Annotated in this window: 21 protein-coding genes; 7 read left to right on the forward strand and 14 right to left on the reverse strand. The window is 42.3% G+C overall.

Annotated features, from left to right (window positions below):
• Window positions 1–88 precede the first annotated feature (88 nt).
• Together AK823_RS00050 and AK823_RS00055 are read right to left on the reverse strand one after the other, a co-directional pair.
• Window positions 89–1,501, reverse strand: a complete 1,413-nt coding sequence (locus AK823_RS00050) for a YadA-like family protein (RefSeq protein ID WP_068325281.1) — start codon at window positions 1,499–1,501, stop codon at window positions 89–91.
• A 574-nt stretch (window positions 1,502–2,075) separates the two neighbouring features.
• On the reverse strand, window positions 2,076–2,900 hold the full coding sequence (locus AK823_RS00055) for a hypothetical protein (protein ID WP_228138878.1): 825 nt from the start codon (window positions 2,898–2,900) through the stop codon (window positions 2,076–2,078).
• Window positions 2,901–3,419: 519 nt separating this feature from the next.
• Between AK823_RS00055 and AK823_RS00060 the strand changes: the two genes are divergently transcribed.
• A complete protein-coding gene (locus tag AK823_RS00060) occupies window positions 3,420–4,592 on the forward strand; it encodes a MalY/PatB family protein (protein WP_068325283.1) in 1,173 nt (390 codons plus the stop codon).
• 190 nt (window positions 4,593–4,782) lie between these two features.
• Here AK823_RS00060 and AK823_RS00065 read toward each other — a convergent pair whose 3' ends face one another.
• Together AK823_RS00065 and AK823_RS00070 are read right to left on the reverse strand one after the other, a co-directional pair.
• Entirely contained in the window at window positions 4,783–6,672 is a 1,890-nt protein-coding gene (locus tag AK823_RS00065; protein WP_228138879.1) for a BCCT family transporter, read from the reverse strand.
• 31 nt (window positions 6,673–6,703) lie between these two features.
• A complete protein-coding gene (locus AK823_RS00070) occupies window positions 6,704–7,237 on the reverse strand; it encodes a cupin domain-containing protein (protein ID WP_082785581.1) in 534 nt (177 codons plus the stop codon).
• Between the two features lie 281 nt (window positions 7,238–7,518).
• Here AK823_RS00070 and guaA point away from each other — a divergent pair, with 281 nt between their 5' ends.
• Window positions 7,519–9,138: a glutamine-hydrolyzing GMP synthase gene (guaA, locus tag AK823_RS00075; protein WP_068325287.1), complete on the forward strand. Its 1,620-nt coding sequence runs from the start codon at window positions 7,519–7,521 to the stop codon at window positions 9,136–9,138.
• Window positions 9,139–9,766: 628 nt separating this feature from the next.
• The gene (locus tag AK823_RS00080) at window positions 9,767–10,417 is read left to right on the forward strand and encodes an IS1595 family transposase (RefSeq protein ID WP_068325289.1); all 651 of its coding nucleotides are present in this window, start codon (window positions 9,767–9,769) and stop codon (window positions 10,415–10,417) included.
• Between the two features lie 4 nt (window positions 10,418–10,421).
• Here the strand turns inward: AK823_RS00080 and AK823_RS00085 are convergent, their stop codons facing one another.
• The 8 genes from AK823_RS00085 to AK823_RS00120 form a co-directional block, all read right to left on the reverse strand.
• Window positions 10,422–10,784, reverse strand: coding sequence for a hypothetical protein (locus AK823_RS00085; protein WP_068325291.1), 363 nt, complete (start codon window positions 10,782–10,784; stop codon window positions 10,422–10,424).
• Window positions 10,785–10,879: 95 nt separating this feature from the next.
• Window positions 10,880–11,410 (reverse strand): hypothetical protein, encoded by a 531-nt coding sequence (locus AK823_RS00090; protein ID WP_149031828.1) that lies wholly within the window; start codon window positions 11,408–11,410, stop codon window positions 10,880–10,882.
• A gap of 185 nt (window positions 11,411–11,595) precedes the next feature.
• Window positions 11,596–12,597 carry a YhdH/YhfP family quinone oxidoreductase gene (locus AK823_RS00095; RefSeq protein ID WP_068325295.1) on the reverse strand — a complete coding sequence of 334 codons (1,002 nt, stop codon included), beginning with the start codon at window positions 12,595–12,597 and terminating at the stop codon, window positions 11,596–11,598.
• Between the two features lie 226 nt (window positions 12,598–12,823).
• Window positions 12,824–13,801 carry a zinc-binding dehydrogenase gene (locus AK823_RS00100; protein ID WP_068325297.1) on the reverse strand — a complete coding sequence of 326 codons (978 nt, stop codon included), beginning with the start codon at window positions 13,799–13,801 and terminating at the stop codon, window positions 12,824–12,826.
• 171 nt (window positions 13,802–13,972) lie between these two features.
• A complete protein-coding gene (locus tag AK823_RS00105) occupies window positions 13,973–14,608 on the reverse strand; it encodes a GDYXXLXY domain-containing protein (RefSeq protein ID WP_068325299.1) in 636 nt (211 codons plus the stop codon).
• On the reverse strand, window positions 14,605–15,720 hold the full coding sequence (locus AK823_RS00110) for a DUF4401 domain-containing protein (RefSeq protein WP_068325301.1): 1,116 nt from the start codon (window positions 15,718–15,720) through the stop codon (window positions 14,605–14,607). Before AK823_RS00110 ends, AK823_RS00105 begins: the two co-directional genes overlap by 4 nt.
• Complete coding sequence (locus AK823_RS00115) at window positions 15,713–16,852, reverse strand: DUF2157 domain-containing protein (RefSeq protein WP_068325303.1); 1,140 nt, start codon at window positions 16,850–16,852, stop codon at window positions 15,713–15,715. Before AK823_RS00115 ends, AK823_RS00110 begins: the two co-directional genes overlap by 8 nt.
• A gap of 91 nt (window positions 16,853–16,943) precedes the next feature.
• Entirely contained in the window at window positions 16,944–17,198 is a 255-nt protein-coding gene (locus AK823_RS00120) for a DUF2798 domain-containing protein (protein WP_068033581.1), read from the reverse strand.
• A 282-nt stretch (window positions 17,199–17,480) separates the two neighbouring features.
• On the opposite strand from AK823_RS00120, the gene AK823_RS00125 reads away from it, so the two are divergent.
• The gene (locus AK823_RS00125; RefSeq protein WP_068325305.1) at window positions 17,481–18,221 is read left to right on the forward strand and encodes an aspartate/glutamate racemase family protein; all 741 of its coding nucleotides are present in this window, start codon (window positions 17,481–17,483) and stop codon (window positions 18,219–18,221) included.
• Between the two features lie 111 nt (window positions 18,222–18,332).
• On the opposite strand, the gene AK823_RS00130 is transcribed toward AK823_RS00125, so the two are convergent.
• Window positions 18,333–19,901 (reverse strand): MATE family efflux transporter, encoded by a 1,569-nt coding sequence (locus tag AK823_RS00130; protein WP_068325307.1) that lies wholly within the window; start codon window positions 19,899–19,901, stop codon window positions 18,333–18,335.
• Between the two features lie 259 nt (window positions 19,902–20,160).
• Here AK823_RS00130 and AK823_RS00135 point away from each other — a divergent pair, with 259 nt between their 5' ends.
• On the forward strand, window positions 20,161–21,108 hold the full coding sequence (locus AK823_RS00135) for an alpha/beta hydrolase (RefSeq protein ID WP_068033589.1): 948 nt from the start codon (window positions 20,161–20,163) through the stop codon (window positions 21,106–21,108).
• An 80-nt stretch (window positions 21,109–21,188) separates the two neighbouring features.
• On the opposite strand, the gene AK823_RS00140 is transcribed toward AK823_RS00135, so the two are convergent.
• The gene (locus tag AK823_RS00140; RefSeq protein ID WP_068033591.1) at window positions 21,189–22,232 is read right to left on the reverse strand and encodes a nitronate monooxygenase; all 1,044 of its coding nucleotides are present in this window, start codon (window positions 22,230–22,232) and stop codon (window positions 21,189–21,191) included.
• Window positions 22,233–22,434: 202 nt separating this feature from the next.
• Between AK823_RS00140 and AK823_RS00145 the strand changes: the two genes are divergently transcribed.
• Window positions 22,435–23,625, forward strand: a complete 1,191-nt coding sequence (locus AK823_RS00145; protein WP_068325309.1) for a hypothetical protein — start codon at window positions 22,435–22,437, stop codon at window positions 23,623–23,625.
• A complete protein-coding gene (locus AK823_RS00150) occupies window positions 23,615–25,693 on the forward strand; it encodes a helix-turn-helix domain-containing protein (RefSeq protein WP_068325311.1) in 2,079 nt (692 codons plus the stop codon). Before AK823_RS00145 ends, AK823_RS00150 begins: the two co-directional genes overlap by 11 nt.
• The last annotated feature ends 17 nt before the right edge of the window (window positions 25,694–25,710 follow it).

Here is a 25,710-nt window from a genome sequence, read left to right on the forward strand (position 1 = left end):
TACTAATTGAGCTTTTTTAGTTATCAAAAAACCCCGCAATAGCGAGGCCTTCTTAATTTTAGTTAATTTAACTAAGGTTAATCATATCCTACCAAGCAAAGGTAACCCCGCCACGTGCGCCGACTTTGCCCGTATCTAGCCCAACCCCAGCACCTGCTGAGATGGTCATGCTGTCACTGAGTCTTCCTGCGAAAGACGTACTTAGTGCTGAGCTGCTGTTATAATAACCCGTGCCAAACGACATAGCGTAGCGCTTACCTGAAGGAATGACTGGGGTTTCTAGAGACAGGGCCATAGCGATACCGTCTTCTGCCTCATCCAAACGATCTTCTTGACGATCGTATTGGCGGCGTAAATCGTTAAATTGTCTAGATGTTGCTAATGAGTCCACACTGACGCTAGTACCCAAAGTGCCGTTGGCATCGGTGGTGACGATATTGGTATTGCCTGATTGTGAGGTTGTACTTGCTTGCAGCTGACCTGCGCCGCCCAGCGCTATCTGGTTATCGCTTGCCGCGGAGGCTTGGTTACCGATAGCGATACTGTTTAAGCCGCCTGCGGTAGCTGCTTCACCGACTGCCGTAGAACGCACACCACTAGCATTGGCTAAATGACCAAAGGCCTGAGCTCGCTCGGCGCTAGCAGTTGATTGCCAACCTATCGCGGTAGCACCCGCTTGAGTTGCTTGGGCTTGCGCACCGACAGCCGTTGATGACGTGCCAGAGGCTGTTGTTTGCCGGACACCACTTCTGTCTCCGCCTATCGCAACGCCATCAAGACCTGAGGCTACTGAGTTGTTACCGATGGCAATCGCGTTGTCTGACTCGGCGCTGGCTGCTTCACCAACCGCAGTTGAGCGCAAACCAGTTGCTGATGCTAAGTGACCAAAGGCCTGAGCACGTTCAGCTGTTGCGCTTGATTGCCAGCCGATAGACGTTGCGCCAGGACCAGTAGCAACTGATTCACCACCAACTGCTGTGGTTGAGTTGCCCTGAGCACTGGCGCCAGCACCAATTGCCACAGCGTCATTACCATTGGCATTTGAACCGACACCGTCTTCGTCCAAAATTCCGTCATCATTTACGTCGTTGTTACCGCCAATAGCGATTGCACCATTGCCTGTGGCAGTTGCATCTTCACCGACGGCGACTGATTGAACACCGATTGCGGAGGTCTGGTGTCCTAGCGCTGTTGAGCGATTTCCTTGAGTGACAGCCTGCCAACCGATGGCAGTTGCACCAGGACCAGTAGCAGCTGATTCACCGCCCACAGCAGTGGTGGAATTGCCGGTTGCAGCCGAGTCTGTACCAACAGCAAGAGCATCTACGCCCGTTGCAGTAGCATTAACACCGCACTCTAGAGCAGTTGGATCGCCAGCATTTGCATTACAGTCTGCAGTTCCGTCAGCTGAGGCAGAAAATGATCCCAGTGTTGCCGCGGCAATTGCTAAGGCAAGGGTGCTGATTTTTAGCGTTGAGCATGGTAGAAAATCCGTTTTCATAATGCTATATCCTTTTAGAGAAGCCATCTTGGCTTAGTAGGTGGTTTGGGTAGGTAGTAACAGAAGTTGTACTACTCGCAGTATTGAATCACTCCGATAATAAAGATAAGAAGGTATATTCATATTTTTCCATATAGATTTATTGTTAATTTATAGCAATAACTCAACTAATGCTAGTTTTATATTTCAAAAAATATCTAAGTTAATCAATAGTTAACCAACGCTAAATAGTTTATGAAAATTTGGTTTCTATGTATAAGTAGAATGGCGATACTGTTAACTTGAATATAGGTAATAATGACATGATGACTATGAGGCAATGACAAAAATCTGTAGTCTGAAGTTATTTAATTAGAGTCTGTTGAACATTCATGGCTATTTTCTATCTTTGTTTTATTTATGAGTTGTTGAGAGGTCTACAGTTGAAAGATATAGTATTAAGTTTAGAAAGAAGTGTTTTTTGAAGGAAGTTCGTAATCAATTATTTCATGTTAAAAAACCCCGCAATAGCGAGGTCTAATTATTTTGTCTAGGGTTATTGGCTATAGCTTTGCCAATGTTAGCGATTAAAAGGTTAGCGAGCTGATTTATAGTAATCAACGAGCATAGTGCCTAAAGTGCCGTTATCATCGATAGTGACTATTCTGACGGTACCTGACTGTGACGCAGTACTTGATTGAACTTGTCCGGCATTGCCTAAGACGACTTGGTTGTTTTTAGTCGCCTTTGCTTCGTTACCGATAGCGATGCTGTTCATGCCGCCTGCCATAGATTCATTACCTATAGCGACCGAATTTGCACCTTGTGCTGCTGCGGCTTCACCGACTGCAGTAGAGCGTACACCACTAGCATTGGCTAGATGACCAAAAGCTTGCGCGCGTTCAGCGGTGGCTTTGGATTGCCAGCCAATAGACGTTGAGCCTAGACCTGCGGCGTTGGCTTCACCACCGACGGCAGTTGCTGAGTTCAGACCTGCATTGGCTTTATTACCGACAGCGACCGTGTCATTTGTGCCACCAGCCATGGCCGCTTCACCCACTGCGGTAGAACGTACACCACTAGCATTGGCTAGATGACCAAAAGCTTGCGCACGTTCAGCGGTGGCTTTGGATTGCCAACCGATAGACGTTGATCCTAGACCTGCAGCGTTGGCTTGACCACCAACAGCGGTTGCTGAATTAAGTCCTGCATTGGCTTGATTACCGATAGCAACGGTATCATTCGTACCGCCAGCAGTTGCGGTATTTCCAAGAGCGAGGGCAGTACTGCTAGTAGCATTTGCATTCATTGGTTGAGGCTCAGTGCTTGTTGCCATAGTCGTGCATGAAGCGACGCCTACGATTGCTAAAGTAAGGGCACTAATTTTGAGTGCTAAGTTTGGTAAAAAGTCCATTTTCATAATGCTAAATCCTTTTAGAAAAGCCATCTTGGCTTAGTAGGTGGTTTGGGTGGATGCTTATAGAGCATAATCCATGCAATATCAGCGCACTCTGGCATAAATAACTCAATTATATGTAGAATTCGCAATATTAATGTAACACTAATTTTTAACCATTATTCAAATAATGATAGTGTTATATTTTTAAAGGTTATTTAAGCTGATGAATGAACAGTTATAGTCTATAAACACGCTAGCTTATTAACTTATTAAATTAAGCAGCAAAAATATACTTATTGCGCAGTGATATTGTGAGTCAGGTATTGGTAGATGCTATGACCAGTGCCACCAATAAGCAGTAGCGTTACTTAAGAAAAATTGATTTTTCTTTACTCTACTAAAGATTGAAGTAACAGTAGTCGCAGTAATGATAAATCCTTGTATATATTACCTCTCGAATCATTATGCTATGAGTGGCTTAGAGCATAAAAACCACTGTAATATTTGGACTATAATAAATTAAAGCTACCGTAAAGGAGAATGCTGGTGTTATACAACTTTGATGAGATAATTGATAGGCGTGATACGGGGTCACTCAAATGGCATTATAGCGATGACACAATTCCGCTGTGGGTGGCGGATATGGACTTTAAAGCCGCCCAGCCTATCTTGGACACGATTGAACAAGTAGCGCAGCACGGCGTATTGGGTTATACCAAACCTACTGCGGCTTTGTATGAGTCAATTATTGAGTGGCATGGCAGTCGTTATGATTTGCGGCTGGATAAGCAAAATATTTTGTTTTCTCCGGGTGTTGTGCCAAGCTTGGCACTAATGATGAATATATTTACCGAAGTAGGTGCGGCGGTACTGGTCAATGATCCTATTTATACGCCTTTTATGACCAAGGTTGAGCAAAATAGTCGTAAGCTTGTGACCTCTGCACTAAAGGAAGTCGAAGGACAGTATCATTTAGATTTGGCTGATATCGAAGCTAAGATAGTCGAGCATGAGGTAAAGCTTTATTTGTTATGCAATCCGCACAATCCTGGCGGACGCGTGTGGACGAGGGATGAGCTTGAGGCGTTGCTGTCGATTTGTAAAAAGCACAATGTAGCGATTGTCAGTGATGAGATTCATCAAGATTTGACCTTGAGCGGTCATACGTTTACGCCTTTTTTAACGCTAGCAGAAGGTTACGCGCATAAAGTAGTCAGCCTGACCTCGATGACGAAAACATTTAACATCGCAGGTATTAAAGGCTCGATGATATTTGCTAAGGATGAAGCATTAATCAAAAAAATCAGTCAGCAGCAGCACTTAAATGACGAGTACGAGCTGAATTTGTTTGCCTATACCGTGATGCAAAGTGCTTATGAAGAGGGTGGTGAATGGTTGGAGCAGGCGTTTGCTTATATTGAAACCAATATTGACTTAACTCTGCGCTTTTTAGAGGAGCATCTTCCTGACATCAAGGTCATGCGCCCAGAAGCCTCGTATTTGATATGGCTAGATTGCTCGGCGTACGCGCAAGATGATCAAACGCTTTATGATACCTTGAGAGACGCTGAGGTTGAGCTGAGTGCAGGGATTAAATATGGCGCGGAAGGGCATCTTAAAATGCGCCTCAATGTGGCGTGCCCTAAAGCGCTGCTAATTGAGGGGTTGAATCGTATTCATGCGGCTTTTAGTGATGTCGTTAAAGAGTCATAAAGCTAGCAAAAAATTCGTTCCACTGGCACTATTTCTGTTTTTGCCTTTGTTTCCAGCTCCGTTTCTAGCTCCTTTTTAAAGTAGATTTACTATTACAGATAGAAACAGTAAAAAGGCTGGACTACGTTGGTAGCCCAGCCTTTTAATTTGATATTTTAGAAAAAGCTCAAATACAGTCAATTTTCATAAGCTACTTCTCACTTCCATTGTTTTCAGTATCCTCGCGCATTTGCTCCCATTCCTCATGCTGATGCATGATTGAGCCTTCAAGTGATACTGAGGTTTCGCCTACTTCCCACGGCGCATTATCGGGCAGCTCTTCGATATGAATGGTTTTTATATTGTAATCAGGCTGATAAGCGAGATCATAACGCGCAGCTTTAATTACCGAGACCATCATCATGGAGAGAATGATAATGAGCGGCGCACCAGCGATGATAGAAGCGGTCTGCAAGGTTTGCAGGTCTCCTAAGAACATCAAAATAGCGGGCAACAAACACAACGTGAATGCCCAAAATAGGCGATTCCAACGGTGCGGCTCATCGTCTACTTCTACTTGCACGACGGACGCCAAGATATAAGAGATGGAGTCAAAAGTCGTGGCGGTAAAGATAGTGGCTAAAAAGGTAAAGACGGCGATGACTACATAAGACATCGGTAGGCTATTCAAGATAGCAAAGATGGCCGCAGTGGGCGACTCATTGTTTAGGACAGCAACCACATCTACTGTGCCAGTCAGTTGTAGATAGAGACCATAATTACCTAAGATAATCATAAACATCGCACAGCCAAGCGAGCCATAGAACATCGACCCCAAGACCATATTACGTATCGTACGGCCTCTAGAGATTTTGGCAATGAACAGGCCGATAGTTGGTGCAAATACCAACCACCACGCCCAATAGAAAACGGTCCAGTCTTGCGGGAAGGTGGTGTGCTCAAAGCCGAACTGTTGGAAGTCTTTAAAGGGTTCTATATAAGTCATCATACGCGGCATTTCGGTGAGAGAACGCCCGATGGCTTCTAAACCAGTATTTAAAATAAAGACGGTCGGCCCGACAATCAGAATGAATAATAAGAAGACGACGGCCAAATAAAAGTTGATATTGGAGAGTTTTTGAATCCCGCCTTTTAACCCCTGATACGCACTATAAGCAAAAATCATAGTGGTAATTAACAACACTACAATCTGCATAGTGATGTTACGTGGTAAGCCAAATAAATTGTAGAGGCCTTCGTTGATAAGCGGAGAGGCAAGACCTAGCGTCGTCGCACCACCGCCAACCATACCAAAGACAAATAATACATCGAGCATTTTAGCCCAATTGCTGCCAGCTAGCTTTTCGCCTAATAACGGCATAAGCGTTTGGCTAACTTTAAGTACCGGCGTCTGACGCACATAATAAAAGTAAGCGATAGGAACGGCAGGTACTAAATAGATGGCCCAAGCGACAGGCCCCCAGTGAAAGATACCGTAGGTGGTCGCCCAGCGAATGGCATCCGGCGTGCCGCCTGCTATATTAAAAGGAGGGCTTTGATAATAATACGCCCACTCAATCAGACCCCAGTACAGAATACTGGCCCCAATACCACCGCAGAACAACATCGACGCCCAAGAGGCATCGGAGAACTCAGCGGTTTCTTCTGGACGACCTAGTTTGATCTTACCGATATCAGAAATCACAATATAAATGACGAATAACATGGCAAGGACGCCAAAGGCTAGGTAGGCAAAACCAAAGTTATCAGTTACAAAAGTTCGAGCGATGCCCACCCAAGCTTTGCCTTGCTCGGGAAAAAGTATTAAGGGTATGGCGATACCAAAGAGTATCGCTAACACCATAAAAAAAGTGAATTTATCGATACGAGTATCTGGTACATGGTCGGGTCGCCATTGCGGAATGGACATACCCACATCAAAGGTACCTAGATGAGGAGGTTTATGATGTTTTGATCGCGCTCTGACATAGTCTGGAAGATACTCTTTTGAAAGATTGCTCGTGCTTTTATCAGATTTTCGACTATGTTTTTTACTACCAGCCTGCGTACTATCAGGCTGTTTACTACCAGAGTTACTCATTGTGTTTTCTCTTTATATTGGATGTTAAATTTTATACCTCACCTAGATTTTCTAAGTCCACAAATTCCTTTTTACCGTGGATAGTATACATTTTGCGATTGATGTCTGGATAATTGCAAATATCAATCGGCGGTCTGTTGCCACCCATAAGATAGACTGCGTCTGTATCGCTATCATTAAGCATAGAATGCGCGTCGCCATGCGCTGGGAAACCTACGAAATCGCCGGCAGTTAACTGATAACTGTCATCTCCATAACGCAGTGAAAGCTGGCCAGATAGCACATAAACGAACTCGTCTGACTCTTCATGATAGTGATGCTGCGTGGTCTCATCACCCGGCTCAACGCGTACAAGGTGTAAGCCAAATTTGGTCAGACCAGTGATGTCGCTCAATGAAACCGTATGCCGAATGGCCTGCTCATTGAACTGGTGAATATGCTTGGTCTCAGGTGTATTTTCGATATCAGACTTGCTTAGGACATAGTTTTGAGTGTCTTTCGGCAGCTCGTGGGATTGCTCTTTGGTTGGCCTTTTCAATGGCCCTTTCAATGACTTAGTCATCATCTATCTCCGTTACTTTTATTTTGCGCTAGGCCTATATTAGCTATAAATGCATGGTTTTATTTACTTAATTATGTATAAAAGATGATTAGCGGGCTTTTATTCTTCTAATTATTGACCTTACCGCGTCTTCTTTTGTCGCTTTTACTCTCGTCAAATTCGAATAACTGGCAATAACTACTAATAATCGTCAATAACTGCGAATAATTAATCATCTAATAGCCATTAATGTGCTCAAACTTGTTAAAATAGGCCACTAATTTTTTCTTGATGGACATTGATTTATGACCACTGCCGCTGCCACTCCTGCACTACCTACTATCAAAGAAGACCGCATCCTCATTCTCGATTTTGGCTCACAGTACAGCCAGCTTATCGCTCGCCGTGTGCGCGATTCTGGGGTATTTTGTGAGATGTTCCCTTACGATATCGACGCTCAGCGCATCCATGACTTTGGCGCAAAAGGTATTATCTTATCGGGTGGCCCTGAGAGCGTACATGCTGAGAACAGCCCGCGTATCAATGATGCGGTGTTTGATTTAGGCGTGCCAGTACTAGGCATTTGCTACGGTATGCAAGCGATGGCAGATCGTTTCGGCGGGCAGGTCCATGCCAGTGATATCCATGAGTTTGGCGCGGCAACGATTGACGTTAATGGGCATTCGCAGCTGACTGAAGGCATTGAAGACAGCAGCACGGAAGGGAAGTCAGCCAAGCTGAATGTATGGATGAGTCATGGCGATAAAGTGATTGAAGCGCCAGCAGGCTTCGATATTGTTGCTAGCACCCCAAGCTGTCCGATTGCGATTATGGCTGATGATACGCGCCATTATTATGGTCTCCAGTTCCATCCTGAAGTGACTCATACCTTACAAGGTGAGGCATTACTTGGTCGTTTTGTACATCAGATTTGTGATTGTGCTGGTGACTGGACACCCGATAATATTATCGATATGCGTATTGAGCAATTGCAAAAGCAAATCGGTGATAAGCAAGTATTGCTTGGTCTATCAGGCGGCGTAGATAGTTCAGTCGTAGCAGCGCTATTGCATAAAGCCATCGGTGATCAGCTGACTTGTGTGTTTGTCGATACCGGTCTCTTGCGTCTGCACGAAGGCGATCAAGTGATGCAAATTTTCGCGGAAAACATGGGTGTCAAAGTCATCCGTGTCGATGCCGAAGATTTATTCTTAAATGCGCTGGCAGGCGAGTCTGACCCAGAAGCCAAGCGTAAAATCATTGGCAAGACCTTTATCGATGTCTTCGCTGATAGCGCCCGTCAAGTGAGCGAGCAAAGCGATGGTAAAGTCATCGAATTCTTAGCGCAAGGCACGATTTATCCAGACGTGATTGAATCTGCTAAGTCGCATCAAGGCAAAGCACACGTCATTAAGAGTCATCATAATGTTGGCGGTTTGCCGGATGACTTGGCGTTTGAATTGGTTGAGCCATTACGTGACTTGTTTAAAGATGAAGTCCGTAAACTGGGTATTACCCTTGGTCTACCTGCCAAAATGATTAATCGTCATCCGTTCCCAGGACCGGGTTTGGGCGTGCGTATCTTAGGCGAAGTCACTAAAGAATTTGCTGATATCTTACGTCAAGCTGATGCAATATTTATGCAAGAGCTCGAGCGTTCAGGCTGGTATGAGAAGACCGCGCAAGCATTTGCGGTATTCCAACCGATTAAATCGGTCGGCGTGGTCGGTGATGGCCGCCGCTATGCATGGGTGATTGCGCTACGTGCGGTTGAGACGGTAGACTTCATGACGGCACGCTTTGCCCATCTGCCGTATGATTTGATTGAGACCGTATCGAATCGCATCATGAATGAGATCGCCGAAGTCTCACGCGTGACTTATGATGTGTCGAGTAAGCCGCCTGCTACTATTGAGTGGGAGTAGGTTTTAGCTTAATCTCTAACATTAGATAGCAGAAAGCACTCAACTTGGTTGGGTGTTTTTTTGTCTTAATGTTTTTCCCTTTTAGAACGGAGATTTATTATTATTTCGTTGTATTGAATCCTGTATATATCTAAATATAGTATACATAGCATTAACTGTAGCTGTTGCTTCAGGTGTTTCTAGTAGTTCGTTTACATAAGCAAGACTAGCCTTGTTTCTTAAGGTAGAAAAAGCATCAATTGAACTAGCAAAGGAATGTAAAACTCTAGTAACTTCATCAGATCTATTACCCGAAGGTTGTAAAGCAGGATGAAGTTACTAGAGTTCTTTAAATGCTTTAGATACTGTAGGATCATTCGGTAGAGTAATATTATTATCTGTACAAAGTTGTACTAAGTAACCGTGAAGCGCAGTATGAGCACGGTCTATTGCACTCGATGAGTCTACATTACCTATTAAAGCCTTTGCATTACCTAAAGCTTTCATTACTGTAGTCGAGACGGATTCACTCAATTCTGGAGTAGCAACACTCCCTGCATTCTGAATTAATTGATCTCCAACAATTTCATATTGGACATTATTGTTTTTGGGGCTGTCCTAGATAAGTAAAATAATCTAGGATAGTCATATGAGAAAGAGTAGATTAAGTTGGTACAAACAAACTAAGCTTATCGAACTATTTGTTGCCGGTTCTACCGCAAGAACAGCAGCAAGCTTAGTGGGTGTTAATAAAACAACAGCCAGCTATTACTTTCACAGGCTAAGACTACTGATTTATGAAAATAGTCAGGAACCTGGCCTTCTAGAAGGCGAAATAGAAGTTGATGAGAGCTACTTTGGCGGCAGACGCAAAGGCAAACGTGGTCGCGGTGCTGGTAACAAAGTTCCTGTTTTTGGACTGCTTAAGCGCAATGGTAGCGTCTATGCTTGTATCATCCCTAATGCCAGAGCTGATACCTTAATCCCTATTATAAGAGAGAAAGTAAAGCCTGATAGTATCGTTTACACAGACTCCTTTAGAAGTTACAACGCACTTGATGTCAGTGAGTTTACCCATTACCGCATTAACCATTCAAAAGAGTTTGTACAAGACAGTAATCATATTAACGGAATAGAGAACTTTTGGAGTCAAGCAAAGCGTCATATGCGTAAATATAATGGCATCCCAAAAGAGCATTTCCATCTGTTTTTAAAGGAATGTGAGTGGCGTTTTAACTACAGTGATCCGAAACGTCAATTACGTCAGCTAAAACAATGGGTTAAAAAGGAACTGAACTAGTTATCTAGGACAGCCCCTTGTTTTTTAATATCTGATTGATATATTGTACTGTTGGTACATTAGCATTTTTATGTTTGAGTTCTTCTAAAGCCTCATACATAGCGGCTATAAAGTTAGGTGCATCTTTAGCTGCATTGTAAGCTTGAGTAGACATATCGGATTCTGCCCAGTCTAAAGAAGAACTTGGTGCATAATAATCGTTAGAAACTTTGCAAAAATGTCGTTTAAAAATTTCCATTATCTGGTGTTGCCCTATCGGACCTGATACTTTCCTAATCAACGAGACAAAGTCATCTACAGTATTGCTGTTTAAAGACTCAGTTGTGCCCATAGAAAATCTAAGCTCACTCAACATTTGAAGTGGCATGAAATACTCCAGTTTTTTAATAAGTTCGAATTAAGAGAAAATATTATACTGTCAAATATTCTAGTAATTATAATTATATCGCTGATATTCTTTAGTTAAATGAAAATACCTAATAATCCAATCAATAACGAAACAGCTATAGCTACTATCGCCAAAATCATCGTCTGACGGTGGCGTATTTCTTCCGAATTTTTAAAGTTATTATTTACTAATTCTTTTAATTCTTCACTAGGGAGAATAAAATTACCTAGCTTTTCAAGTAAAAAGCTTGATATGGGTTGATCTATTTTAACTAAAGCATTGTTATACTGCTGACCACTACATTTTTCTATTTCGTTTTGCTTACCAATAAAAGAAATTATTCCTAAATCCATGAGATTCATTAGTAAATTAACCAGTACTATTACGCGAACAGTTTCCTTTCTACGTTCTACGATATTATCTGACTTTATAGACAAAAATACTTCCTGAGTACCACTATTAACATAAATATTGCTATAATGCTCATCTCCAAAAAAGTAATTTTCAAGAAAAACGTCAAACAAAATCATACCTTCAAGTTTTAGTGTGTTCGAGCTAATTAACTGGTTCAAAATATTTTCTTCTTCCTTACTAAAGTTTCTCATATTGATGTTAAGCCTAAAGTTGAAGTATTGTTCAAAGCTAATTTCTGAAGATAATAGCATTATCTGGAAAGGACTAACCTTAAAGAATTTTAGTGACATTTATGATGTTGAGTTCTAAAAAAAAGCAGCACCCCAAAAGAAGCACTGCCGTTGATATACTAAACTTGAGTTTCCAAACTAAAAACCTAACCCTTCACATTCACCACATAACGCCCAACCGTCTTACTCGCCATAAAGCGATCTAAGTACTCAGGTGTTTGCTCTAACGTAATCTCTTCAGCATAACTCTCAAGGTCAGGCAGTTTCATATCGGTTGAAACACGCTCCCAAATGGCCTTTTTATCGTCCAGTGGAATATAGACCGAATCGATACCGAGTAGGGACACTGCTCTGGTGATAAAAGGTATGACCGTCATAGAAAACTCAGGTGACGCCGCCAAACCACAAGAAGTAACCGCGCCGCCAGCTTTGGTTTGTTTGAGTAAATTGGCTAGATAATCACCGCCTATCGTATCGATGGCGTTTGCCCACAGCTCGCGACCGGCAGGTTTGTTACCGACTTCATTGATGGTGTCACGATGACGTACTTCACTTGCGCCAAGCTCTTTTAAATAATCGCTTTGCTCAGGCTTACCAGAGAAGGCAATGACCTCATAGCCCAATTGACTCAAAATCGCGATACTGATACTACCGACACCGCCGGTTGCCCCAGTGACGGCGACTGGGCCATCACTTGGTTTTGCGCCCATTTTCTCTAACTTTTGAATACTCAAAGCAGCCGTTAAGCCGCCCGTACCGTAAATCATGGCTTCTTTTAGCGTTAAAGATTCTGGACAGGCTACCGCCCAATCGGCAGGGATAGAGATCATTTGGCTTAAGCCGCCATCCGTATCCATGCCCAAATCATAACCGAATACGACGACCTCTTGCCCTTCTTTAAAAGTGCCAGACTTGTCGCTAACCACGACGCCTGCCGCATCAATACCAGGAGTATGCGGATAGTTTCTAGTGATTCTCTTATTGCCCGAGGCTGACATCGCATCTTTGAAATTTAATGATGAATAATGCACTTCGATTAACAAATCATTCTCAGGTAAATCACTGACGTTGCGTTGTTGAATACTTTTTTTAAATTCACCGTTGCTGGTTTCTTCGACGACTAAGGCTTTAAAAGTTTGGTTAGACATGGTGAAATTCCTTATGGATTGCTAGTGAGGTTTATCTTTATAGTCGCTTTTATATGGGCATAGATGTCTATATCTAATCTATAGTCAATACTAAATAAAGTAGATACGTTATATTTTGACGCGAGAATGGTATAAATTTTTCTTGCTTGCTGTGCCTACGCAGACAGAGGCTGCAAAAAATAAATACCAGTCTCACTGTATCTTTTTTTATATCGGACTCCCTTGATTAAGGCTTCAAAAGTACCTTGCCTTTTTTGCCTGACTGCAACTTACCATCGACCGCTTTAACAATGTCAGCCAGATCAAAAGTTGCTTCAACCGGTAGTTTTAACTTGCCATCAACCGCGCGTTCTATTAACTCATCAACCAAACGCTGCTTGTTTTCCACGCTCATTTCTTGACTAATCTTACTACCCCAAAAGCCTTTGATAGTGGCTTGTTTGAAGATAATATGCGTCGGGTTAAGCGTCATTGGCTGACCTGACATGATACCGAACGATGCTAAGGTGCCATAATGACCTAACAATGATAGTAAATCACCACTGGCCTCACCACCGACAGAGTCCACTGCAGCGCTGATGCTGTCATCGCCTACGATATTGCGGACTTGATCTTTCCAGTCTTCGTCTGAGTTATTGATATTATTTTTAATGCCGAGTGCTTCTAATTCTTCTAACGCATCGCTACTGCGTACGACGTTGATTGTATTGACACCGCGCGCAGCAGCCAGCATAGCGAGTGACTTACCAACTGCACCGTTGGCAGCATTATGGATAATCCATTGACCGCTCTCTACTTCTAAGAATTCAAGCAACATCAAGGCACTAAGCGGCATGGCAATCAATTGTGCAGCCAACTCATCTTCTAAGCTGTCCGGTACTGGGAATATCATGCTGGCAGGCGCGGTAAAGTATTCAGCCCACGTCGCTTGGACGCTAGCTGCCGCAACACGCTGACCGACTTTTAGGTCTTTGACGTCACTACCAACGGCATCGATGATACCCAAGGCCTCAGAACCACCGATCGCTGGCAGTTCAGGTTTAAAGCCGTATTTGCCGCGAATGGTTAATAGATCATGGTTATGAATGGAGGCGAGTATGGTTTTGACTCGCACTTCATCTGCTTTTGGCTCTGGAATAGGGTTATCACCTAAGCTAAGTACTTCAGTCGGTTTGCCAAAAGTGTCATAAGTTGCGCTACGCATAATAAATCCTTTATTTGTTTTTGATTAATTAAGTATGATTAAGTGTAATAGGTGCTCTTAATAGAAAGAGCTTAATCAGCCATCAACAGTAACAAGTCTGGCTCATAAATCGCAATATTACTTTCGTTAAGTAACGTTGTCGCTTGCTCGCCATAGTGAAATCCTAACCATCTAGTTTGGTGTCTCATTAACCTGCGCTTTATCAACTTCTGTGTTCTTTATTTCAATTGCCTTAAATTTCGCATCCACCATATTTGTTAATAGCGGCTCACCTTTGTCATTGATGCGGAACAGTCCATACTCTGCTGCTTCATAAGCCTCAGCATGACCTTCTTGAAAGAAAAAAGCATTGGTCGCAAGCTTTAGTGAACCATGGCGAATGCGGTAATGAATTGCCATTTCATTAGGCGTTAAATTGCTAGGTTTAGCGTCAGCTAAACGGATAAATTCACCAACTCTATTATCGTCTAAAGCCACGATGACATAGCCGTCACGTGAGGCAGTACCATATAAGTCTTCTTCTGTATGATTCTCTAACGCATTGAATACTTTACGCTCGATAGTATAGCTTAAGGTCATATAATCACCTTGCATAAAACCGCGTGGATCGACAGGGGCAAGCTCAAGTAAAACGGTGTCACCCGTGGCAAGATGGGTTTCGTATTTCGCTACATTAATAGTCATCATGAAGATAATAAAGAGCAATCCTAATAACGCAACGCTAATGCTAAAGGGGCGTTTTTGCCACCACGGCAAGGATTTTTCCAAAGGTTTTTGTACTACCAAATTATCGTTTATGTCATTCATAACCCCCGCTCCTTACTACCAGAAAAGTAGCGCTTAACCAGCAGCCAACGCATCATTAGCATACCGATTCCAATAATAAGCATAGAGACAGATTTGACCAGCAACGAAGTATCGAGCTGATAGTAATACCAAAATATATAACCCACCAATGCGCAGATACCAAGACCTAATAACACACGCTGACTATTGGCAGTCGCGATAATGATGATAAGGCTAGTCGCTAATAAGCCTGATACATAGACTGACATGATGCCTAAACTGATAATAGCGCTGGCGATCATAAGGCCTGCTGCTGATAGTAGTTTGATCTGATAGCGTCTAAGGATAAGGTGGGCCGCATAGAGACTGGCAAGTGTGAGCAGCCCTTGCGCTAGGAAGTAGTTATAGCTGGAGGTTTCATTACTATTTAGAAAACTATTGCCGTATTCAGCGGCGATAAAATAGATTGATATGCTGAGCAACATAATAGCGCTGGCATAGGCGACAGCTTTAGTAATAGAAAAAGCACTGGAGCGCCACTTAGTAGGTATGCGCTGCAACAAACTATAGCGTTGTAAATGATTGACGACAGTAATAAGTGCTAAGAGTCCTAAGCTAACTTCAGATATGGAATAAAAATTAAGTAGATAGACCATGCAGCCCAATGCTACGGTAGCGCTTAACAAGCGATAGAGAAAGTTTGGCATGACAATGGTCATTATTAGCTGAATCAATAAAAACAACCAAACACTGAATGGTTGCTCAAGCTCGTTACTGAGTAAAGCAAACATGATATATATCTGACCGACGATACTAATGGCAAACGCTAAACTGTTCATAAAAGTACTACGATAGCTATGTTTGCTTTTAAATAATGCCAGCCCCGCCGCACTTAATAATGTACCGATGATAAAAAGCGCAATAGCGCTATCTAACACCCCTGTTTGTTCCAATATTAAGGTTAAAAATCCAATGAAGAACAGACTGGCAAGTAAACCACTCAAACCAAAAAACAGATGGATAAACCATGGTGTATCATCGTAAGGTTCAGTTTTATTCTCAACAGAAGTGGCATTAATTAACCCACGTTGTTGCAATTGTACAAAGATAGCGTTCGAGTGATTGCTATTCATGACCGCCTCCTTTTAATGAGTGAGGCGCAGGATTTTTGCTGCCTAAATTTGCCACCTTACGCAGCCACATTATCGTCATAGAACTCATCCCGATTAGCAATAACGCTAAAACTAAAAAGCCACCAGCATCAAAATCATCTAGCACCAGCTTAGCTGTCCAAAACATCACTACAACGATGATAGAAAAACAAAGATAAGTCAGCATCAGCAAGTCAGTACGACGCTTACAAAACCGCCAATAGATAAATCCGCACCAGCTTGCCCATAACAGTAAAGATATGAGCGTGGTCAGAATACGAGTACTTTTAACATAACCATCGTCAAAGACCGTAACAATCGCTAGATGGGTTATAAAATAAGTATTGAGAAAACCGACAATATAGGTGCTCCAATGCAGCTTAGATTGGGTTTCGGTGTTGTCTCTAGAGTTGGCGAGTTCTAAGTCGTTTGTGCTAACAATGGCAGCGTGAGTAGCGGATTTATTAATAGAGATTTTATTAACAGGGAGTTTGTTTTTAGCATAGATTAGCCATAAGTTAAATGCTATAAAATTCACTAGCGCTAATATTGCTAACTGAAAAATACTTTGATAGGTGTAGTCGATAAATAGGAAATCTGCGATATCTAAATAGAGGATTAGAGAGGCATTAATTAACCCTAGCCATAATAGCCACAGCGCAGGCAAGCGTGCGATAAGAACCCACGGAATAATCAATAATGCCCAGCTAAAAAATAGCTGCCACGTATCTGCGCCCGTTTGATACACCTGTCCAAATAGTGCCAGCAGACTGCCTGTAATCACGCTAGCAATAAGCAGTAATAACTGTCTGATAAACGTAAACCTGCGCCTAAAAGAGAGTAGGACGTAGAGCGTGATGGTGATAACCAATGCGCCTTCGACTAGGGCAAATTTACCCATCTTGCCCATATGCAGCCAGTTATAGGCGATAAAAAACACTAGTGACAATACGAGTGCCACGACGCCGATAACTAATAGAGTCTTATCAAAAAAAGCCAGCCACGAGCGTTTGGTTGGAAATATTTCTAGATGAGTCGCTGCTGTATCTGCATGCTCTAGGGGAAGACTACCTTGGGTTAGCAAGTGCTCGATGGTACGCCGCGATTGAGTCATAGCGCTCTCTACATAAAAACAGTATGTAGTCTATCTTAGCTGTTTTTATCAGGTGAGAGTACGTTTAGTAGAGTTAAGAATGGGAGATAGCTCAATAAAACTCAATCCGACTAAGTACATGCTCCTGCACAAAGTATGCGCAGACGTACGCACTGGGCCACGCAAATACAAAGGCCAATCCCCACGAGTGCATTAGCTCTGTAAAGAAACCATCTATAAAGCCTACTTTGACCAATATCAACGCAGTCGAGATAATGAGCGACATCATCAGTGCCATAAGACCAGTAAAGATTAGCCGATAGTATTTGCGGCGAGTACGTATTCTAATAGTAGGTAGTTTTGCCATAATATTATCTAGTCCTACATGAAAAAGTCACGCTTGAATAATAATATCAGCATGACTTTGTCATTCAGTAAATGGTTGAGTAAAGCATTATTGTGAATTCTATTAGCGACATTTTATTAGCGGCTATAATATAGCGTGTAAAGCTATTGATAAAACAATTATTATCAATAATAAGCTTTGCTGTATCTTAACGATAATGACCACATACTTAAAAACACCTTATTTGAGGTGGTCAGTTTTGCTACGATAAACAAGCTCATAACAAACAACTAAGGCAATGACATGGCAGCTCAACAGCAACGTGATTCTCTACAAAAAACATTAGGCATCATTGGCGGTATGAGCTGGGAGAGTACCGAAAGCTATTATCGCTTGATTAATGAAGGTATAAAAGCTGAGTTGGGTAACCTGCATTCAGCGGATTTACTGATACATAGCGTCGACTTTGCGCCAATTAATAAGTTGCAAGCGCAAGGTGATTGGGATGAAATGGGCGCGATAATGGCAAGTAGTGCTAAGCGCTTGCAAGCAGCTGGCGCACAAGGGTTGCTTATCGCCACTAACACTATGCATAAGGTTGTCGATGACGTCCAAGCCGCGACTAATCTGCCGATTATCCATATCGCTGATGTCACGGCTGCTGCGATTAAGCAAAAAGGTCTGACCAAGATAGCGCTACTCGGTACGCAGTTTACGATGACGCAGGACTTTTACAAGCAGCGCCTTATTGATGCTGGCTTGCAAGTTTTGATACCAGATAAAGATGCGCAGCAAGAGATTCACAGAGTCATCAATGAGGAGCTATGCCAAGGGCAATTTCTTGATAGCTCACGTCAGTATTATAGCCAAGTGATTCAAGACTTAGCGAATGAAGGAGCAGAGGGTGTGATATTAGGCTGTACCGAAATTGGGCTACTTATCAAGCAAGAAGACAGCTCAATTCCGGTATTTGATACTACAGCGATTCATGCAGCGGCGGCGGTAGAATTTTTATTGGATAATGCAAAGTCGAGTCCAAGATAGAACTAGGTTAGGTATTCGTAGTAATAGGTAAATATTGTGAAAAAATTACTCGCCATACCAATGAGCAAAAGCCGCCAAGCCAAGTTAAGTTAAGATTGTATATAAACCAAGCTATGATCGTTTATTCTTTCTTATCATACGGTGTCTATGAAGTCGCCTCTGCAATCGTCGATGCAACCTTGCGATACGGCGTAAAGGTGACAGTTTCCACACAGTCGTTGGTACAATATCACGAAACGACGCACTGGTGCTCGAATGCGCGCGAAACTCCTCAGACCTTTGCGCGGCCTCTTCTGCGGTCAAGTGTTTACCTTTGCGCCATCCGCCATACAGATATAGTCCTGCGCCCATCACAGCAGTGGCTACCATGCCCGCTGGAAACGATAACCAAAGTGCATCGGTTCCGAGTAGGGGATAAAGCCCGAAAGCAAATCCAAGACGCACTGGGTACATGGAAATCACCATGACGATCAGCGGCCAAATTACATAGCCGTTAGCACGCATGGTGCCGAACAGCACTTGCGCGATCCCAAAAAACACAAAACCCCATGTCGCCATTAACTGAATATGCCGCCCAATCGGCACCGCTTCACTGTCACTACCAAGGAAAAGACTCAAAATAGTTTCATCAAAAATGCTCAGCACCCCGATGATCGCTCCCGTCAGTATCACGTTAAAAATAAGCCCCCAGCGTGTGATTCCTGCGACTCTACTCCATTGGTTAGCACCGATGTTCTGTGCAACCATCGCACTGGCCGCGGCACTTAACGCCATTGCAGGCATCTGCACGTAGGTCCAAAGCTGCTGAGTCGCGCTATAAGCCGCCGTCGTTTGTACCCCCTCGCGGTTGATCAGCGACAACATCGTCAATGCCGCCGAGGAGATGACGATCATCTGAGTGCCCATCGGCAACCCCTTCGAGAACATCGACTTCAAGATTTCTCGGTCTGCGCGCAAAAAGCGTAGCTCTGGCAACCTAAGTGTCAGCACAGAGCCACGCCAGTACAGGGTTACGACCATGCCAATAAGCGCTAGTGTGTTTGCGACGGCGGTTGCGAATGCCGAGCCAAATATACCCCATTCGGGAAAGGGTCCTAGACCCAAAATCAGCGTCGGCGTCAAAATCAGGTCAATAACGACTGATATAATGATAAACCAAAGCGGCGTCGTAGAATCGCCCGTTCCGCGCAGTGCCATCATCATTAGCGTAAAGGTCAGTGTGACGGGCATCGCAATGAAAATCATCCGCAGATAAGTCAGGGCAAGGCTCACCGCACTTGATGGCGTACCCAGCAGTTCAAGTAGCATTGGGGCAAATATCCACCCTATTGCCGATACCAATATACTTATCGGAATAATGCTACCCAGCGCCGTTCCCATGGTTTTCTTGACCATGGTGTCGTCACGGCGGCCCATTGCCTGACCAATCAAGATAGTAGAAGCCATGCCAAAACCGAAAACGAAGGATATCAGGATAAACATCAAGATGTTGCCGTTCGCCGTCGCTGCCAACGCCTCTTCACCTAAAAACCGACCCACCCAGACGGCATTGATCGATCCGTTTAACGACTGTAGGGCCGATGATCCAAGTGTTGGTAATGCAAACAGGAGCATCGTTTTGGCAATCGACCCTTCGGTGAGGTCGCGTTGTTTACCAATGGCGGTATTTGTTTTACTCAATGTTTATCCTTTTGCGCTAGACCTTTAATTTGGGGCTGATTAAACGAAAGCGCTTATCATAAACCAGAAAGCTTGTGCCGTCTTTATTAGAGCTGTAAACCCTTAACGAGCTTTATGATTATTTGACTATCATTTTTTATGTGATTGTCATACCGTTTAGACGGGAAAATAATTGCTATGATTGCTTAAACTTAAAATAAGCTTATCCTAGAATTATGCTTTTTAATTCATTCTGCCAGCTGCTAACAAGGAAGTCTCGATGCTATTAAAACACCTAAGCCTTGCCGTACTGTTCAGTCTTTCAGTCGTCGGTTGTACTACTGCGCCCAACACCTTGGCCGTAAATACCACGCAAAAGCTTATCCAGTATGAACGCTCAAAATCAGACCTAACGACTAAATCATTTATGCTATCCTCAGGCGATAAAATGGTCTATGCAGAAAACGGTAACGTCGCTGGCGAGCCTTTATTGCTGATTCATGGTTTTGGCGGTAATAAAGACAACTTTACCCGCATCGCTGATGAGTTAAGCGGCTATCATCTACTTATCCCAGACTTGCTAGGTTTTGGCGACTCTAGCAAACCAATGACGGCTGATTACCGCGCAGACACACAAGCCGCGCGCTTACATGAGCTCATGCAAGCCAAAGGTGTGGCTTCGAATATTCATGTCGGCGGTAATTCGATGGGCGGCGCTATCAGTGTCGCTTACGCCGCGAAGTATCCTAATGAGGTCAAAAGCTTATGGTTGGTCGATAGTGCAGGGTTTTGGTCAGCAGGCGTGCCTAAATCGCTTGAAAGCGCTACTCTTGAGAACAACCCTTTGCTGATTAATAGCAAAGAAGATTTTTACAATATGTATAACTTTGTCATGTACAAGCCGCCTTATATTCCAAAATCAGTCAAAGCGGTCTTTGCACAAGAGCGCCTTGCTAATAAAGCGTTAGAATCCAAAATACTAGAGCAAATCGTCACCGACAATGTCGAAGAACGCGCCAAAGTCATCGCTGAATATAACATTCCGACCTTGATCGTTTGGGGCGAAGAGGACAATGTTATTAAGCCTGAAACTGCCGAAATAATGATTGATATCATGCCACATGCGCAGGTTATCATGATGCCAGAAGTCGGTCATGTACCGATGATCGAAGCGGTAAAAGAAACGGCGAAGGATTATAAGGCGTTTAGGGAAAGGTTGAAGAAATAATTATTTGAGTTAAAAGGTTTGTTTAAAACTAAAAAAGAAACATCAGCTGGTCTGGTGTTTCTTTTTTTTGGCTATAGCAATTACAAATCCTTTACCAGTCGCTCTAGCAATTCAATCGTGCCTTCTTGTCTGACCAAGGCTACTCCTTGTCCTGCCCATAAAGACTGGTGTTCTGCATCAAGGTTCTTTTTCGCATGCGCACGTAAGTCTTTGGTCATGGCATTTAATTGTGGGTAGGGTGGTAGCTCATGTGCACTCTCAAATTGGCCAAAATTACGCAGATAATCATTTAATAAACCACGAGCCTGCTTACCTGAAAACAGTCTTGTTAAGCGTGTCTCAGTACTGCGCTTATCTTGACTGGCATCGAGTAGCGCCTGTTTATAAATGTCATTAATACTGCATTTATCTGTAGTCAAAAATGCAGTCCCTATTTGCGCCAGCTCAGCACCTGCTGTTTGAATTGCTTTGATGGCTTGCCCAGTCATAATCCCACCCGCAGCGATTAACGGAATATCGGTACAAGCGCGCGTTTGGCTAATCAAGGTCAATAATCCCATTGGATCGCTTGCGCTTTGTGGCAACCAACCACCGCGATGGCCACCAGCTTCTACCCCTTGTACGCATACTGCATCTGCGCCAATCTCTGCCCATGCTTTCGCTTCCAATGGATGATTGGCAGTACCGATGACGCGTGTACCTAGACTCTGTAAATGCTGAACTTGCTCAGCGCTAATAATGCCAAAGGTAAAACTAGCGACAGGGACAGGATTGTCATAGAGTACTTGTAGCTGATCTGCAAAACTTAGCGCTGGTCGTTCAGGTAACTCTATTTCAATATTTTGCTGTTGATAATACTGGCTTAGCCAAGAAGGCATCTCGCTGTCCAACGTACTAGAATCATGCTCAGACAATACCATCAGATTGATCATAAAAGGGCGGTCGGTGAGCGATTTAATAGTGTCAATTTGCTTATCCAAAACATCTGGCGCCGTCGTGCCAGACCCCAATGATCCCAATCCACCGAAGTTACTGACCGTCACCGCCAGCTCAGGTGTGGTCGCTCCTGCCATCGGTGCTTGCACGATAGGGTAGGTTAAATTAAGGGTATTCAGTAAGGTCATGACGGGCTTCCTTTTTATTTTATTAGGCGTTTTACATGACTTACTTTAACAAAGCTGGACGGCTTGCATGTTAGATAATGTGTATTTAGTTGCTGAATGGAAAAGGTGAGTTTTGACTACAAGGTTGTAGCTAAGATATTTGACTACAGTTTTGTAGTTAAGTATTATGACTATAAATTTGTAGTCAACTAAGGATAAAAAGATGAGCACAGGGAATATAGTGACAGGTGATAATTATTTTCCAAGACCTACCGATGAAAAAAAGCTATGGAGACATCTGTCAGATGGTGCTCATGTTCTATTGCTTGCACCTAGACGAGTAGGAAAATCTTCAATGATTACTCATATTAAAGATCAACCTAAATCAGGTTATGCAGTTATATATGTTTTCGTACAAGCTTGTGATAATGAGCAGAGCTTTTATCAAAAAATGCTACGTGAAATCTATCGTTCCGACCATATTAAAAAATCCGAAAAGATAAAGAGTAAGCTCTCAGAGTGGGCAAAAGGTATTAATTTTAGCTTGTCAGTTAGTCCAACGAACATCGAAGCTGGGTTAGGTAAAGAAAAGGGTGAGACCAAAATAATTACTCATGAAATGATTCGAGATGTACTGTATGAGAGCCTGAAATTGAGTGAAGAGACCATCATTATTGCAATTGATGAATTCCCTGATGTACTTGAGAAAATATCTGATGAACATGGCAAAAGAGGTGTAGAGCAGTTTTTATCTGGTATTCGCGCACTGTGTCAAGACCCTGAGTTCAATGAAAAAGTTCAGTTTATCTTAACAGGCTCGATAGGTTTAGATACATTAGCAGAAAAATTGGCAGTTACTGACTTAATTAACATGTTGGTTAATATGAGTATTCGCCCTTTTAAAGACGATCGAGCAGTAGAATTTATAGACTTTTACATTAATAAGCATTGTTCAGAAGTTATTCTAGATATGGAGACTAAGCAAGCAATCATTGATGAGGTAGGTTGGAATATGCCCTACTATTTAGGGTTGGTATGTGAGCAGCTTATTGAAATATTTGATGAAGAAGAACGTCGAATCGAGCATAGCGATGTAAAGGTAGCTATCAACAGTTTGTTTAGTCCAGCAATGAAAACCGTCTTTTCTCATTGGCGTGATAGATTAAACCGTCTAGAAAAAATTGAACGCCATTATGCTCAACAAGTTTTAGATTTGGTAAGCAAAACAGATACTAGCGTGGTTCATGGAGAGTTATTTAACCTGTCGCAACATATTGACTTTAAAGATCAAGTGAATAGCAGATATGTCATTAACTGCCTTTTACACGATGGTTATCTTTATCAACCAGAAGACAGTACTTATCAATTTACTTCTCCTTTACTAAAACGTTGGTGGACTCGTTATGGAAAATAATAATATAAAAAGCCATTCAGTCTTACTTTATAACACGCAAAATATAGATGTTCAGCTATTAAAAGCAGGCTTTAGTATTCGCAAAAAAGAATACCAACGCATCTGGAAGGATATTCAAACGAGTAAAATGACTCATCCAGAGACCCATTATCTTATTCAAGGCGTAAGAGGCGCAGGTAAAACTACTTTATTATCTCGTCTTTCCTATGAAGTTGCAGAAGACAAGAAATTAAGCGAATGGTTGATACCTATTTTATTGAATGAAGAAGAGTACGGTATATTATCGCTATTTACTTTTTGGCTACGTATTGCTGAAAAGCTAGCAGAATATGATGCTCAGTTATATTCAGAGCTGTTTCAACAAGTCTTGCGCTTAGACGATGATGCGGTAGTTGCTTGGGAGCTTATACAACATTACTTAGATAAAAATAAGCAAAAAATTATCGTTTTTGTCGATAATCTAGGAGAGCTATTTAAGGATTTTGATAAAGTTGAGCATGCTCAACTGCGTGAAGTGTTGAGTCTTCATCCGCATATTCGTCTTATCGGTGGTTCAAGTCAATCACTAGAAGCACACTTCGATGTATCAGCCCCCTTCTATCAGTTCTTTAAACTAGTCAATTTGAAGTCGATCAACGAAACAGAAATGCACGAGCTGCTGCGCTCTTTGGCGACACAAACTGGTGAAGAAGCAGTCAAAACAATCGAAGAAATTATTACTGAGTACCCTGAACGTATTGAAGCGGTAAGGCGGTTAACTGACGGTGTACCTCGTACTATTGTATTGCTATTTCAAATTATTATGGAAGGAGCGAAAGAGAGTAGTTATGCTTATTTAGAGGAAACCATAGATAAGACTACACCTTTATATAAGCATCGAATGGATGACTTATCAAGACAGCAGAAGGCTATCGTACATGTAATAGCGATGAATTGGGATGCGATGAGTACTAAAGAGATTGCAGAACAAACACGTCTACCAAGTAAGACAGTATCAGCCCAATTGGTTAAGCTACAGCAGCAATGGATAGTCGATAAAATAGAAACTGACACCAAAAATCACTTATATATCGTAAAAGAGCGGTTTTTTAATATTTGGTATTTGATGCGTTATGGTAGTCAGACAGATAAGCGCCGTGTTTTATGGCTTACTAGATTTTTAGAGAGTTGGTATGATAAGAATGAGTTGAATATAAAGCTGGTTGAAATAGCTATACCTTATATAGATTTAAATGGTGCTGACGGTTTTAAGTTGCAAAGAACTAAAGAGGTATATATAAACGCTTTGCTAGCCAGTGAGCATATAGACGAAACTCTAAAGGCGGGCGTAAATATTTTCTTAAAACCATACTACAGCAACTTAATTAGATCTGAAGAATGGGAGGTTTATAAAGTTAATCTTGAAAACTGTTTTTTAAATATAGAACTTAAAAGATATAAGGATGCAAAACGTAATATTGAAGAAGTACTAAAATTAGATATTGGTTCTGCTCAAAATTTAATAATATTAGAAGTTGTTTATGAGTTTTTTAATGAAGATGAAGAGTTAAAGAACAAAGTAATTTCTAATATTCTTCAAGAATCAGCAAAGTCTTCAATGAGTCGTTTAATGCTATTAGTAAACATAGTTGATATGGATTATGAGAGTTCTAAGAATGTTGGTCGGATAATAGTTAATGAAACAACGTCAGAAGCAAAGCTTGATAGTGCTATATTTATGGCTTTTCAAGCATATATACAATTATGGTTCGACGAATTCAAAGATTTAGAAAGTAGTTTAGAGACACTAAGAAATAATAATCTTGTCTTTGAGGAAGGTGGAATGTTCCTAACTTTATTTGAAAATTTCCTAGTTCTTCTAATTCAGAAGAATCAGTTAGAAATAGCTTATGGACTTATGGACGAATTTATCCATCTAAAAGAGCAGTTTAAACCTATCTACTACGCCCTAGTGTCTCTACTCAAAGATGAACGCCGACAAGAATATCTGCGTATGGGTCCAGAGCTACAAGGAACAGTAGATGAGATATTACAAAAGGTCGAAGAGTATCGTGTTAAGTACGCTTAGATAAAATAAAGGTCATA

Source organism: Psychrobacter sp. P2G3 (assembly GCF_001593285.1).
Classification (GTDB): domain Bacteria; phylum Pseudomonadota; class Gammaproteobacteria; order Pseudomonadales; family Moraxellaceae; genus Psychrobacter.

What these genes read in the sequence shown, in the direction of transcription:
- AK823_RS00145 (WP_068325309.1), top strand. Translation starts at nt 22,435, where the DNA reads ATGAGCACAGGGAATATAGTGACAGGTGATAATTATTTTCCAAGACCT.
- AK823_RS00065 (WP_228138879.1), bottom strand. Translation starts at nt 6,672, where the DNA reads ATGAGTAACTCTGGTAGTAAACAGCCTGATAGTACGCAGGCTGGTAGT.
- AK823_RS00150 (WP_068325311.1), top strand. Translation starts at nt 23,615, where the DNA reads ATGGAAAATAATAATATAAAAAGCCATTCAGTCTTACTTTATAACACG.
- AK823_RS00090 (WP_149031828.1), bottom strand. Translation starts at nt 11,410, where the DNA reads ATGAGAAACTTTAGTAAGGAAGAAGAAAATATTTTGAACCAGTTAATT.
- AK823_RS00100 (WP_068325297.1), bottom strand. Translation starts at nt 13,801, where the DNA reads ATGCGTAGCGCAACTTATGACACTTTTGGCAAACCGACTGAAGTACTT.
- AK823_RS00135 (WP_068033589.1), top strand. Translation starts at nt 20,161, where the DNA reads ATGCTATTAAAACACCTAAGCCTTGCCGTACTGTTCAGTCTTTCAGTC.
- AK823_RS00110 (WP_068325301.1), bottom strand. Translation starts at nt 15,720, where the DNA reads ATGAATAGCAATCACTCGAACGCTATCTTTGTACAATTGCAACAACGT.
- AK823_RS00115 (WP_068325303.1), bottom strand. Translation starts at nt 16,852, where the DNA reads ATGACTCAATCGCGGCGTACCATCGAGCACTTGCTAACCCAAGGTAGT.
- AK823_RS00060 (WP_068325283.1), top strand. Translation starts at nt 3,420, where the DNA reads ATGCTGGTGTTATACAACTTTGATGAGATAATTGATAGGCGTGATACG.
- AK823_RS00105 (WP_068325299.1), bottom strand. Translation starts at nt 14,608, where the DNA reads ATGAATGACATAAACGATAATTTGGTAGTACAAAAACCTTTGGAAAAA.
- AK823_RS00070 (WP_082785581.1), bottom strand. Translation starts at nt 7,237, where the DNA reads ATGATGACTAAGTCATTGAAAGGGCCATTGAAAAGGCCAACCAAAGAG.
- AK823_RS00120 (WP_068033581.1), bottom strand. Translation starts at nt 17,198, where the DNA reads ATGGCAAAACTACCTACTATTAGAATACGTACTCGCCGCAAATACTAT.
- AK823_RS00055 (WP_228138878.1), bottom strand. Translation starts at nt 2,900, where the DNA reads ATGAAAATGGACTTTTTACCAAACTTAGCACTCAAAATTAGTGCCCTT.
- AK823_RS00140 (WP_068033591.1), bottom strand. Translation starts at nt 22,232, where the DNA reads ATGACCTTACTGAATACCCTTAATTTAACCTACCCTATCGTGCAAGCA.
- AK823_RS00050 (WP_068325281.1), bottom strand. Translation starts at nt 1,501, where the DNA reads ATGAAAACGGATTTTCTACCATGCTCAACGCTAAAAATCAGCACCCTT.
- AK823_RS00080 (WP_068325289.1), top strand. Translation starts at nt 9,767, where the DNA reads ATGAGAAAGAGTAGATTAAGTTGGTACAAACAAACTAAGCTTATCGAA.
- guaA (WP_068325287.1), top strand. Translation starts at nt 7,519, where the DNA reads ATGACCACTGCCGCTGCCACTCCTGCACTACCTACTATCAAAGAAGAC.
- AK823_RS00085 (WP_068325291.1), bottom strand. Translation starts at nt 10,784, where the DNA reads ATGCCACTTCAAATGTTGAGTGAGCTTAGATTTTCTATGGGCACAACT.
- AK823_RS00125 (WP_068325305.1), top strand. Translation starts at nt 17,481, where the DNA reads ATGGCAGCTCAACAGCAACGTGATTCTCTACAAAAAACATTAGGCATC.
- AK823_RS00095 (WP_068325295.1), bottom strand. Translation starts at nt 12,597, where the DNA reads ATGTCTAACCAAACTTTTAAAGCCTTAGTCGTCGAAGAAACCAGCAAC.